A 12,192-nucleotide genomic window follows, 5' to 3' on the forward strand; every position below is an offset into this window, starting at 1 on the left:
TCGATTAGTAATTGACGTATTCGGTAATTTCGAGGCCGTAACCAATCATTCCTACGCGTTTTGTTTCCCCGGAATTGGAGAGCAATTTTAGTTTGTGAATTTCGAGATCGTGAAGTATTTGTGCGCCAATTCCAAAGTCTTTTGTATCCATAACTATGGGCGGAGCTTTCATTACACCTTTTTTCTGAAGCGCTTTTAATTCTGTAAGTCGGTTCAAAAGGTTTAAGGATTGACTTTCCTGATTAATAAATACAATTGCGCCTTTACCTTCATCATTAATAGCTTTGAACATATAGTCAAGCTTTTTATCGGCGTTATTGGTAAGAGTGCCTAAAATGTCATTATTGACCAGTGTTGAATTTACCCGAACCAGTACCGGTTCATCGCTCTTCCATGCGCCTTTGCATAAGGCAATATGCACCTGGTTGTTGGTGGTTTGTTGATATGCTCTTAATCGAAAACTTCCAAAACGAGTATTTACCTCAAAATCCTCTTTTTTAACGATAAGGGAATCATGTTGCATTCTGTAAGCCACAAGATCTTCTATAGAAACGAGCTTAAGATCAAATTTTTCGGCTACTTTTTGCAACTGCGGAAGCCGGGCCATTGTTCCATCTTCGTTCATGATCTCTACGATCACACCGGCAGGTTCAAAACCCGCAAGCCGTGCAAAATCAATTGCCGCCTCGGTATGGCCTGTTCGGCGTAAAACACCTCCTTCTTTTGCTTTCAGCGGAAATATATGCCCGGGACGGCTAAGATCGTGTGGCCGCGTTTGAGGATCAATGAGAGAGCGAACGGTTTTAGCCCTGTCTGAAGCAGATATTCCGGTAGTCACTCCCTGGCCTTTAAGATCTACAGAAATGGTGAAGGCGGTTTCCATAGGATCGGTATTGTTTCCTACCATCATTTCAAGCTTCAGTTCTTCGCAGCGCTTTTCGGTTATGGGAGCGCAAATGAGTCCGCGGCCGTGCGATGCCATAAAGTTGATCATTTCGGGAGTAACCTTCTCTGCAGCTGCAAGAAAATCTCCTTCATTTTCGCGATCCTGATCATCAACTACAATGATCACTTTTCCGGCCCGAATGTCATCGATAGCCTCTTTTATGCTGTGTAATTTCAAAGGTTGTTGGTTTTCCATCAAACGTGCTATTTCTGGAAAGCAAAGGTATTTTATTCTTTTGGGTTTTTATTCATAATCCCGTTTCTTTTGAACAACTTCTTTATGGGTTCAAAAAACGAGCTGAAAGTAAACAATCCCTGATCTGTCGTTGCTCTGTAGGTAAGCAGGATTCCAATGGGTAACATTATTATAGTAGAGAGCCAGGTTGCAAGAAAAGGACTCATAGAACCTTCTTCGGCACTGTTCTTTGCGAATATTCCTATGAAGTGGTAGGTGAGGAACAAAAGAATTGCCATTACCATAGGTAATCCCATTCCTCCTTTTCTGATAATGGCACCTAGTGGAGCTCCTACAAAGAAGAGCACGATACATGCCACTCCCAGAACATACTTCTCGTGAAGCGCAATTTCAAATTTGTTAAGGCGCTTTTCGGCCTGTTTGAATTCATTTCTTTTTGCCTGAAGGCTCACTACAGCTCCATTAATATTACCAATGGCAAGATTCACGATTTGTGATGACCGGTAATTGTCAAAGGCCTCCAAAATAGTTTTCTCCACCGGAATTAAAGAATCTTTAGGCTCAATATTTACAGAAAGATTATTAATCCCAGATCTACTGTACATGGTTCGGGAAAACCGCTCCATATCCTGGTTATAGGCAGTAGAAAAAGAATCTATAGTTTCGTTCAATTCTGAAATCTTGAGCATGTTGTGCGAATTGCTGTAGCGCTCCTCGTCAAGATCTACGTCATTGAAATTGGAAAGATCTATGTTGATCACATATTCTTCAAAATAGGATTTTGCAAAAGGTTTTTTATTTCGGCTGGCCGGCGAAGTAGCCTGGATTTCGTCGTAGTAATTTCCATCGGTAAGAATGAGAGAAAGAATATTTGAATCTGTACTTCCTACCAATTCCCCTTCGGTGGCTTTAATAACCGTGAAATTACCGCTTCGACGCGGGGATTTCTTGTGGATGATAACATCTGTAAGATATTGATCCTTATCGCCCGATTTTTCGTCTACTTTAATATTTATATCACCAACCTCGTTGAAAACCCCTTCAGAAATGGCCATGGCCGGTTTTAGCTGTGCAATATTCTTCCGAAGATTAATTGACTTATATTCTGATGCAGGGATAACATTATTGGCGAAGAAGAAAGCTATAACACTCACCAGTAAAATAAAAACCGTAAGCGATCGCATTGCCCGCTGAAGTGAGATCCCTGAAGATTTCATAGCAGCAAACTCATAATTTTCAGCAAAACTTCCAAAGGTCATAATGGAAGTGAGGAGAATACTCAGCGGTAATACCAGCGGAACGAGCTTGGGAGAAAAATATAGCAGGAATTTCATGATGATCATAAAATCCAGATCCTTTCCTGCCAGTTCCCCTATGTACAACCAGATGGTTTGCAATACAAAGATGAACATGAGTATTACAAAAACCGAAAAAAATGTTTTTAAGTAGCTTGTTAATATGTACCGGTCAAGAATCTTCAATTTAATCCAGGCGGTTTATGTAGTAGTCTTCATACCTGCTCTCATTGAACCTAAACAAAGATTCTGGTAAAGGCTGATTGGTCTTAAAAGCTTTAACCGTAATCGTAATCTTTGTACCGTTGTCCTGAGTTTGAATAAGATTGTAAATGTGCTTCGTTTGCCTGTCAATCCCTAAAAGAATATTTTTAATTTCTGCTTTAGAATCTTTGGGAGTCAATTTTATATACTGGATTTTTCTTCCTTTGATATCCTGCATGATATCCCACTTTGCATTATAGCCTTCGTTATAAAAAGTTAGCATTTTTGAAGGAGTGATACTTGCATCCTCAGCTGGGTTATAGGTAGAGATATTCACTTCTTCATCCTCTGGAATGATGGTATATATTTTCTCCCCATCGAAGATTCGGGTAGTTCCCATGATGTTAAGTACGTACTTTTCACCTTCCAGACTTACGTCACCACGGGTTTCCTGTTGTACGTTCTCATTGGTATTTTCAAGAGCGTATTTAAAATCTATTAAAATGTTGTCATAGCTTTCCACTTTTGAAGAAACTTCGTCCAATAATTGAAGTGCTTTTTCATCATTTTGGGCCCTGCTCATCACCACCGTTAGCAAAGCGATCACTAGTAATCCTAACTTTTTCATTTTTCTTTTTCTAAAAATTTATTCGTTCAATAACTGGTCCAGTCCGGCCATATCCTGTACCAGGACCTGCCGGGCTTTACTTCCTTCAAAAGGACCTACCACACCGGCGGCTTCAAGCTGGTCAATAATTCTACCGGCCCTGTTGTATCCCAGTTTCAATTTTCGCTGCAGAAGAGAAGCCGAGCCTTGCTGGGCTATCACAATCACTTCGGCAGCTTCCCGAAACAGTTTATCTCTTTCGCTCTCATCAATATCAATACCTGTGCCACTTTCCTCCCCGCTATACTCGGGCAGAAGGTGCGCATTAGGATAGGCTTTTTGAGAACCAATGAATTCGGTGATCTTTTCGACTTCGGGAGTATCTACGAATGCACACTGCAGCCTGATCAAGGTATTCCCCTGGGTGAAAAGCATATCTCCTTTTCCTATAAGTTGGTCTGCGCCCTGGCTGTCAAGAATGGTACGAGAATCGATTTTAGAAGTTACTCTAAAAGCTATTCGGGCAGGGAAATTTGCTTTGATGATACCAGTAATTACATTTACCGAAGGTCTTTGTGTGGCAATGATAAGGTGAATTCCTATGGCTCTTGCCAGCTGCGCAAGACGTGCAATAGGTGCTTCTACTTCTTTGCCTGCGGTCATAATAAGATCTGCAAATTCATCTACCACAAGTACAATGTATGGCAGAAATTTATGTCCATTTTCAGGGTTAAGTTTCCGTGCTTTGAACTTTACATTATATTCCTTTATGTTTCGTACCATGGCATTTTTGAGCAGTTCATACCGCTCGTCCATCTCAATACAAAGGGAGTTGAGGGTGTTGATCACCTTGGTATTATCTGTAATAATCGCTTCCTCTGTGTCCGGAAGTTTGGCAAGATAGTGTCGTTCAATCTTATTAAACAGCGTAAGTTCTACCTTTTTTGGATCTACAAGAATGAACTTCACCTCTGCAGGATGTTTGGAGTAGAGGAGGGAAGTGAGAATTGCATTAAGTCCAACAGATTTTCCCTGACCGGTGGCACCGGCCATTAATAAGTGTGGCATTTTTGCGAGATCGACCACAAAAGTTTCATTGGAAATGGTTTTTCCAAGCGCCAAAGGCAACTCCATTTCGGCATTTTGGAAACGCGGCGAAGCAATGACCGAACGCATGGAAACAATGCTTGATTTTTTATTCGGAACTTCAATACCTATGGTTCCTTTCCCGGGAATAGGAGCAATAATTCTAATTCCCAGTGCCGAAAGTGAAAGCGCAATATCATCTTCCAGGCTCTTGATCTTGGAGATACGAATTCCTGCTTCGGGAATGATCTCGTACAAAGTGACCGTAGGACCAACTGTTGCTTTTATCTGCGCAATCTCAATTTTATAATTCTTAAGGGTATCTACAATGCGGTTCTTGTTTTCCTCGAGCTCTTCCTGGTCAATCGTAATTCCGCCGCCATTTGCATTGTAATCTTTGAGTAGTTCGAGAACAGGATATTTATAATTCTTTAATTCCAGCGTAGGATCAAATTCTCCAAAATCTGCCACCAGTTTTTTACTTAAACCTTCTTCTTCCTCTTCTTCAACTGCGGTGGAAACTTCCATTTCCACATCATCTGGATTTTCTTCAGATTTTATAACCAGAGGTTCTGGCTTAGATTTCTCTTCAGAAATGTCATTTTTCAATGCCTCTTTTTCCACTGGGGTAACAGGTTCCTGCGGTTCAGGATCTTTTTTAACTTCGGGGATTTTCTCTTTTGAGTAGATAGAATTTTCCGAGGTAGTAGCGCTTGTGAAATCTTCTGAGATCTCACTTTTTGTACGGGCAAAAAGAGCCGTTACCTTTTCAGGAGTAATCTTGAGTCGTATCACCAGATAAGTGATCAATAGAAAGGTGAGCAGAAGAATGGTACCTGTAAAACCTATGTAGTCCTGTAAATAATCATTTATTTCAAAGCCCACAGTACCTCCCAGAAGGGGATTATTTGTTGCAAAAAAACCAAAAAATATCGAGAGCCATAACATGACCAAAATTCCCCAAAACCAGAAAGTGGCAAGTGGCTTTTTATTAACTCCAAAGAAAAGATAAATGCCTGTAAGTGCCGTTAAGATGGCAATGGCAAAAGAGGCCACACCAAAACCGCGAAATATGAAAAAATCACTTACCCCGGCGCCAAACTTGCTTAACCAGTTTTTTGGCTCTACCTGCCTGTCAGAAAATTGATATAAAGTGCTTTGGTCAGCCTTCCAGTTAAACAGGTACGACATAAAAGCCACGAGCAGTGCAAGCCCGAACAGCATTAAAAAACTTCCTAAAACCACCTTTTGCTGGCGATTAAGCTTGAGGGAGAAGTTTTTAGCTTTTTTCGGGGTTTTATTTTTAGTAGCTTTCTTTTTGGCCATAGATGCTGTAAAGGATTTTGGCAAAAATACAAATTAGCCTCATCTAAAGTAAAGAAAATAGAAATACAATAAGGAAAGCTTGAAATTAAGTTTTAAATGGCTTAAGGTTAGATTTTTATCCTTTAATAAATTGAAGAAGAGGGGAAATATATCGATCAAAGGCTTCAATATGTGGCAGGTGCCCAACATCTTCTAATTCGACCAACTGTGCATTAGGGATCTTGTTCCGGGTTTCTTTTCCCAACTTTTCATATAAGCCCATTGTGGCTCTTACTTCTTCTGAAACTAGATTTTTTCCCAGGGCTGTCCTGTCCCGGGTACCAATAATAAGAAGCGCAGGTACTTCTAGGTTATCGAATTCATAGACAACGGGTTGAGTAAGTATCATGTCGTAGGTAAGTGCAGCATTCCACGCAATTAACGGGTAATTTTCGTTTAAAGTCCAGCCAGCCAAAAGTTTAGCCCATTGGGCATAATCTTCGTTCCAAGCACCGTCATAATAATTTTGTTTTTGGTAGGCTTTAATTGACTTGTAATCACTTTGCAGTTGATTTTCATACCAGTCGCTCACGCTCTGGTATGGAATCTTCAACTTCCAGTCCTCAAGGCCTATGGGATTTACCAGAATGAGATTTTCAGTGAATTCAGGATACATGAGAGCAAATCTAGTGGCGAGCATTCCTCCCATAGAATGTCCTAATACGGAGACCTTCTGAATATTTAAACTATCAAGTAGCTTTTTTGTATTTAAAGCCAGTTGCTGAAAAGTGTACTGGAAATATTCAGGTTTGGATGATTTTCCAAAGCCAATTTGATCGGGGGCAATGACTTTAAAACCTTCTGCTGTAAGCGCTTCAATGGTGGTTTCCCAATAGGCAGCATTAAAATTTTTTCCATGTAAGAGCACAACCGTTTTTCCGTTGAAATTGGTAGGTTCAACAGAGAGATAAGCCATCTTTAAATTTTGCTCCTGGGCTTTTACATTGAAGAATTCCACAGGGTAAGGGTACTCATAATTTTCGAGATGTATGTCACGTTCTGTTACGTCTTCTTGTGCGATGAGCGGTAAAGCAATAAAAAGCTGTACCAGAAAAAAGAATATTCTCATACTATGAAAAGATATAAGGAAAATAAATAAAAGCAGCAATGACCACAGCCGTAATGGCGGCAACAAAAACGGCACCTGCAGCTACATCTTTAATGTGACCAATCTTGGCGTGAAAATCTGGATGTACAAAATCTGCGATCGCTTCAATGGCAGTATTCAAACCTTCTGCACACATGATGAGGCCAATGGCAAAAATTTGGAACATCCATTCGGTTGCAGTGATGTCAAAATAAATTCCGGCAATAGTAACCCCAATTGCAATTACAAATTGTACCTGGAAACTTGGCTCATGTTTTAACAGAAGCCAGGCTCCTTTAATTGCATAACCACCTCCGCGAATTCGGCCGGTGATAAATTTGTACATTATAACAGTGTTTTTAGGGCCGCTAGATAATCCGGTTCATCTCCTATGTCTTTTACCTGCTGACTGTGTATTATTTTTCCGTTTTCATCAAGAACAATTACCACGCGGGATAGTAAACCTTCTAAAGGCCCGTCTATCATCTCAAGGCCGTAATCTTTTCCGAAGTTTCTCTCTTTAAAATCGGATAGATTGATGACATTTTCGAGCCCTTCATCGTTGACAAATCTTTTTTGCGCAAAAGGTAAATCTCTAGAGATGCACAAAACTACAGTATTTTTGAGATCGGTGGCACGTTTGTTAAAATTTCTAACTGAAGTGGCACAAACTCCGGTATCAATACTGGGAAAGATGTTCATGATAACCCGCTGTCCTTTGTAATCCTGTAATGTGGCTGTGGTAAGGTCGGTTTTTATCAATTCGAAATGGGGTGCCTTTTCACCTGTTTCCGGAAGTCGACCGTATGTCGTAACAGGTTTGTTCTTAAAGGTTATTTGTGACATAAATATTTCTGTTATAGATTGATTAAGCCACTAAATTTAAAATATATGTCGTTGGCTTTTACTAAAAATATCATAAAACATGAAAGGCTACCCATATTTATGAGTAGCCCTTTTTACTTGATATTCAAATGGTTCTATTTGTCTATGGAACCAAGCACTTTTTTTACAAAGTTGTTTGCCGCATCACGTTCCGGCACACCGTCTTCTACCATTTTGTGAACTTCAATAGCCCCACAAACATTGGTTACAAGTTCTCCAATTACATCCATCTCCTGTTCGCTTACGGAGCGATGCTCGCAAAAGCTTTCCAGAACATCAAGGGTGCTCTCAAGCTTTTGAACATCATTGTTCTTTTGGAGATGTCTAATTACTGGTAACTTCATCTACAAGTCCTTTTAAAAGTTCAAATTTGTTTGTTTGTACCTGGTTTACCAACTGCCCGTTTTTAAAAGCTGCAAAGGTAGGCAGGTTGTCTACTTTTGCGAGTTTTCTTGACTCAGGATTTTTTTCGGCATCCACTAAAAGAAAAGTTGCATCTTCATTTTCAGCGGCCAGTTTCTTGAACTTAGGTTTCATTAGACGGCAATTTCCACACCAGCCGGCCATATACTGTACGACCACTGTCTCATTGTCCGCAATTAATTCTGCTAAATTATCGTCTGTAAGTTCTTTCATGATATATCTTAGTTTCTGCTTGTGCTTAGGTAAGAAGCAACACCTTCGCGGTTAGCATTCATAGCTTCTTTTCCTTCTTCCCAGTTTGCAGGACATACTTCTCCTTTTTCCTGTACGTGAGAATAAGCATCAATTAATCTTAAAAATTCTTTTACATTTCTACCAAGTGGCATATGGTTGATTCCTTCATGGAATACTGTTCCTTCCTCATCGATGAGGTAAGTTGCCCGGTATGTTACGTTGTCACCTTCTACAGTATAAACACCTGTTTCTTCGTTATAGTTTTCATTGCTAATGTCAAGAATTCCAAGCTGGTTACTTAGGTTTCTGTTAGAATCTGCAAGTATTGGGTAAGTTATACCTTCAATTCCTCCATCATCTTTTGGAGTATTCAACCATGCGAAATGAACTTCAGGAGTGTCACAAGAAGCACCAACAACCATTACATTTCTTTTTTCAAACTCTTCAAGAGCTTCCTGAAATGCATGAAGTTCTGTTGGGCATACAAAAGTGAAATCTTTTGGGTACCAAAACAACAATACTTTTTTACCATTGTTTTTTGCTTCTTCAAAGATATTTAATTTGAAGGTGTCACCCATGTCATTCATTGCGTTCACCTCTAAATTTGGGAATTTTTTTCCTACTAAAGCCATATTACTTTTTATTTAAAATTTGTAGTTTAATTTGGCTGCAAAGATAAATTTTAAGTAGGAGTTGGCGTACGCATCAAATTTTAATTTCCTATTGTAAAATAGAATTTGCTTATTGATTATAAAATGATTTATAAAATCGGCTTATGCTGGAGTTGCAGTACTCTTGCTTTCTGCAAGTTGCCTGATCTTTATGTTAAAAGCAGCAAATAAAAGGGTCATGAACGGACTCAAATAATTAAAGATGGCGTATACAAAATAAGAGGCTACAGGTACTCCTAAAACCCCGCTGTGATATGCTCCGCAGGTATTCCAGGGAATCAATACTGAAGTCACTGTACCAGAATCTTCCAAAGAACGACTCAGATTCTCAGGGGCAAGGCCCTTGTCGCGATATGCTTTTGCAAACATCTTTCCAGGTACAACAATTGCCAGGTATTGGTCTGATGCGGTAGCGTTAAGCGCCAGGCAACTCACTACTGTACTGGTGAAAAGTCCAAAGGTGGTGTGAAAGAGGTTTAACAATGCACGACTAATGGCTGCAAGAGCACCTATGGCATCCATAATGCCGCCAAAGACCATGGCACAAATAATTAACCAGATGGTGCCTAACATTCCCTCCATTCCACCCGAAGAAAATAGATCATTCAGGTCGGCATTTGAAGTAGTAATATTTGTCTCAATTGTAATGGCATTCATGAGTCCCACATAAGCGCTTTCAAAGTTCAAGGTTTCAGCTCCGGCAACTTCAGCAACTATCCCCGGCTGGAAAAAAAGGGCAGCTACAGCGCCTAAAAGAGTTCCCAGCAAAAGTGCAATAAGCGGTGGTGTTTTCTTAATAATGAGCACGATTACAAGAAGAGGAACTATAAACAACCAAGGACTTATCGTAAAAACGGCCTCAATGGAATTAAGTATAGAAGCGGTATCTGCAGTTCCGGAGGTGTCAATCGTGAACCCTAAAATGACAAAAACCAGTATGGTGATAACAATAGTGGGTACTGTAGTGTACGTCATGTACCTTATATGCGTAAAAAGATCTGTTCCTGCCATGGCAGGTGCAAGGTTAGTAGTGTCACTGAGAGGAGAAAGCTTATCGCCAAAATATGCGCCAGATAAGATGGCTCCTGCCGTCATGCCTACTGAAATTCCAAGCGCTTCGGCAATTCCAATGAGAGCGATACCCACGGTAGCCGAAGTCGTCCAGCTACTTCCCGTGGCTACAGAAATCACTGCACAAATAATTACACACGCGGCTAAGAAAATGGTAGGATTCAAAATTTGAAGTCCATAATAGATCATCGTGGGAATAATACCGCTAATAAGCCAGGTGCCGGCGAGGGATCCCACCAGCAGCAGTATTAATATGGCACCAGTGGTTGCTTTTATGTTAGAGGCCACCTCCTCGACCATGAAGTCAAAAGAAACTTTATTGAAAACTCCTACAATTGCTGCTATGGCGCCACCTAGCAGAAGAATGAACTGATTGGAACCATCTAAAGCCGAATCTCCATAAACGAAGACGTTATAAGCCAGCATTCCTACAAGGGCGAAAACCGGAAGCAGTGCTTCCCAAATGCTTAATTCTTTATTTTCAACAATTTTTTCTGTGTCCTTGATGAACTTCTCATCTTCCATTCGTGGCAGTTTTTGTGCTGTAATGTTACGATTTTTCAGGAAGAGTTAAAAGTCTGTAATGAAAGTTTCAGCAGAAGGTGTTGATAATGAGTCGCATTAAAAGAGGCGTAGAATAAAAAAAATACTATTATAGATCCAAAAATGTGCTTTCCAGTTCCTTTTTCAGAAATTTTCAGAACCTTATCGAAAACTGAATTTTCTAAATTGCCAGCTCGAGCGCTATTTCCATCATTTCCTTAAAAGTAGTTTCCCTTTCCTTGGAAGTAGTTTTTTTCCCTGTAACCAGAGAATCTGAAATAGTTAGAAGTGAAAGTGCATTTACCCCATGTTTTGCAGCCATAGTATAAAGTCCCGAGGTTTCCATTTCTACACAAAGAACACCAAAGTTTGACCATTTTTGGTATGATTCAAACTCATCTTCATAGAATTCATCGCTGGTAAGTACATTTCCGGCCTGTATAGGAATGTTCTTCTTTTTTGCGGTTTCCACAGCTTTTATAAAAAGGTCATAATTTGCAGTGGGGGCAAAATCTGCACCCTCAAACCGCGCCTGATTAATTGCGGAAGTGGAGGAAGCAGCCATGGCTATGACAATATCTCGTAATTTGATATGTTTTTGGTAAGAGCCGGCACTTCCAACCCGAATCAGGTTTTTGACATTATAATCTGTAATTAGCTCGTGCGTATAGATCGAAATGGAAGGAACACCCATCCCGGTTCCCTGTACCGAAATTCTTTTTCCTTTATAAGTTCCGGTATACCCAAACATGTTGCGGACTTGATTATAACAAAAGGCATTTTCGAGGTATGTTTCTGCAATCCATTTCGCTCTCAAAGGATCCCCCGGAAGTAAAACAGTTTCTGCAATTTCTCCTTTTTTAGCTTCAATATGAATGCTCATCGTTTTAGTTCTTTTACAATTGATACTCCTGAAGAAGTTCCTATTCGATCAACTCCCATTTCTATATAACTTAGAGCCGTATCGAGGTTTTTAATTCCGCCAGAAGCTTTGATCTTCGCCTTACCTTCCACTGCTTCCTTCATAATCTTAACATCGTTCATTTCGGCGCCGCCGGTGCCAAATCCCGTAGAAGTTTTGACAAAATCTGCGTTGGCTTTTACGGCAAGATTACAGGCGATATTAATTTCTTCTCGTGTAAGATAACAGGTTTCTATGATTACTTTGAGAACATTAGCACCAATGGCTTTTTTTATACTCTTAATTTCCTGTTCCAGTTCGTTGAACTTTCGGTCTTTCAGAAATCCAATATTGATGACCATATCAATTTCTGAAGCGCCATCTGTTATAGCATTTTCAGCTTCAAAAATTTTGGCTTCGGAAGACATTGCGCCCAAAGGAAAACCTACAACCGAACAAACTGCAACTTTAGTTTCTGAAAGTTCTTTTTTTGCAAGTGAGACATAACTGCTGTTTACGCAAACCGAAAAGAATTTGTTTTCTATAGCTTCTTTGCACAAATCTTTAATATCATTTTCAGAAGCGGTCGCATTGAGAAACGTGTGGTCTATATATTTATTTATTTCTATCATAAAATGGCTATTTGCAAAGTTTAGACACTCGTTTTTCCCCTACAATG

Annotated in this window: 13 protein-coding genes; all 13 read right to left on the bottom strand. The window is 39.9% G+C overall.

Annotated elements, in window-relative coordinates:
* Positions 1-4 precede the first annotated feature (4 nt).
* Positions 5-1,141 (bottom strand): 3,4-dihydroxy-2-butanone-4-phosphate synthase, encoded by a 1,137-nt coding sequence (gene ribB / locus ACOV1Q_RS15350; protein ID WP_424495282.1) that lies wholly within the window; start codon positions 1,139-1,141, stop codon positions 5-7.
* Positions 1,142-1,173: 32 nt separating this feature from the next.
* Positions 1,174-2,622 carry an LptF/LptG family permease gene (locus tag ACOV1Q_RS15355; protein ID WP_424495283.1) on the bottom strand — a complete coding sequence of 483 codons (1,449 nt, stop codon included), beginning with the start codon at positions 2,620-2,622 and terminating at the stop codon, positions 1,174-1,176.
* Between the two features lies 1 nt (position 2,623).
* A complete protein-coding gene (lolA1, locus tag ACOV1Q_RS15360; protein ID WP_424495284.1) occupies positions 2,624-3,268 on the bottom strand; it encodes an outer membrane lipoprotein periplasmic chaperone LolA1 in 645 nt (214 codons plus the stop codon).
* Positions 3,269-3,286: 18 nt separating this feature from the next.
* Positions 3,287-5,659, bottom strand: coding sequence for a DNA translocase FtsK (locus ACOV1Q_RS15365; protein WP_424495285.1), 2,373 nt, complete (start codon positions 5,657-5,659; stop codon positions 3,287-3,289).
* A 115-nt stretch (positions 5,660-5,774) separates the two neighbouring features.
* Positions 5,775-6,767, bottom strand: coding sequence for an alpha/beta fold hydrolase (locus ACOV1Q_RS15370; RefSeq protein WP_424495286.1), 993 nt, complete (start codon positions 6,765-6,767; stop codon positions 5,775-5,777).
* 1 nt (position 6,768) lies between these two features.
* Positions 6,769-7,131 carry a diacylglycerol kinase gene (locus ACOV1Q_RS15375; RefSeq protein ID WP_424495287.1) on the bottom strand — a complete coding sequence of 121 codons (363 nt, stop codon included), beginning with the start codon at positions 7,129-7,131 and terminating at the stop codon, positions 6,769-6,771.
* A complete protein-coding gene (tpx, locus tag ACOV1Q_RS15380; RefSeq protein ID WP_424495288.1) occupies positions 7,131-7,631 on the bottom strand; it encodes a thiol peroxidase in 501 nt (166 codons plus the stop codon). The genes ACOV1Q_RS15375 and tpx overlap by 1 nt, the downstream gene beginning before the upstream one ends.
* A gap of 134 nt (positions 7,632-7,765) precedes the next feature.
* Positions 7,766-8,014: a DUF6952 family protein gene (locus ACOV1Q_RS15385; protein WP_424495289.1), complete on the bottom strand. Its 249-nt coding sequence runs from the start codon at positions 8,012-8,014 to the stop codon at positions 7,766-7,768.
* Complete coding sequence (locus tag ACOV1Q_RS15390; RefSeq protein ID WP_424495365.1) at positions 7,995-8,309, bottom strand: thioredoxin family protein; 315 nt, start codon at positions 8,307-8,309, stop codon at positions 7,995-7,997. The genes ACOV1Q_RS15385 and ACOV1Q_RS15390 overlap by 20 nt, the downstream gene beginning before the upstream one ends.
* 5 nt (positions 8,310-8,314) lie before the next feature.
* Complete coding sequence (locus ACOV1Q_RS15395) at positions 8,315-8,959, bottom strand: peroxiredoxin (protein ID WP_424495290.1); 645 nt, start codon at positions 8,957-8,959, stop codon at positions 8,315-8,317.
* A 141-nt stretch (positions 8,960-9,100) separates the two neighbouring features.
* Positions 9,101-10,594 carry a Na+/H+ antiporter NhaC gene (nhaC, locus tag ACOV1Q_RS15400; RefSeq protein WP_424495291.1) on the bottom strand — a complete coding sequence of 498 codons (1,494 nt, stop codon included), beginning with the start codon at positions 10,592-10,594 and terminating at the stop codon, positions 9,101-9,103.
* A gap of 199 nt (positions 10,595-10,793) precedes the next feature.
* Positions 10,794-11,495 (bottom strand): purine-nucleoside phosphorylase, encoded by a 702-nt coding sequence (gene deoD, locus ACOV1Q_RS15405; protein WP_424495292.1) that lies wholly within the window; start codon positions 11,493-11,495, stop codon positions 10,794-10,796.
* Complete coding sequence (deoC, locus tag ACOV1Q_RS15410; protein WP_424495366.1) at positions 11,492-12,142, bottom strand: deoxyribose-phosphate aldolase; 651 nt, start codon at positions 12,140-12,142, stop codon at positions 11,492-11,494. Before deoC ends, deoD begins: the two co-directional genes overlap by 4 nt.
* Positions 12,143-12,192 lie beyond the last annotated feature (50 nt).

The sequence above is a fragment of the Salinimicrobium maris genome, assembly GCF_049680855.1.
Lineage (GTDB): Bacteria > Bacteroidota > Bacteroidia > Flavobacteriales > Flavobacteriaceae > Salinimicrobium.

Bases quoted from the DNA above. Each gene is read 5' to 3' on its own strand.
- ribB (WP_424495282.1), bottom strand. From the start codon at position 1,141: ATGGAAAACCAACAACCTTTGAAATTACACAGCATAAAAGAGGCTATC.
- lolA1 (WP_424495284.1), bottom strand. From the start codon at position 3,268: ATGAAAAAGTTAGGATTACTAGTGATCGCTTTGCTAACGGTGGTGATG.
- ACOV1Q_RS15365 (WP_424495285.1), bottom strand. From the start codon at position 5,659: ATGGCCAAAAAGAAAGCTACTAAAAATAAAACCCCGAAAAAAGCTAAA.
- ACOV1Q_RS15370 (WP_424495286.1), bottom strand. From the start codon at position 6,767: ATGAGAATATTCTTTTTTCTGGTACAGCTTTTTATTGCTTTACCGCTC.
- ACOV1Q_RS15375 (WP_424495287.1), bottom strand. From the start codon at position 7,131: ATGTACAAATTTATCACCGGCCGAATTCGCGGAGGTGGTTATGCAATT.
- tpx (WP_424495288.1), bottom strand. From the start codon at position 7,631: ATGTCACAAATAACCTTTAAGAACAAACCTGTTACGACATACGGTCGA.
- ACOV1Q_RS15385 (WP_424495289.1), bottom strand. From the start codon at position 8,014: ATGAAGTTACCAGTAATTAGACATCTCCAAAAGAACAATGATGTTCAA.
- ACOV1Q_RS15395 (WP_424495290.1), bottom strand. From the start codon at position 8,959: ATGGCTTTAGTAGGAAAAAAATTCCCAAATTTAGAGGTGAACGCAATG.
- nhaC (WP_424495291.1), bottom strand. From the start codon at position 10,594: ATGGAAGATGAGAAGTTCATCAAGGACACAGAAAAAATTGTTGAAAAT.
- deoD (WP_424495292.1), bottom strand. From the start codon at position 11,495: ATGAGCATTCATATTGAAGCTAAAAAAGGAGAAATTGCAGAAACTGTT.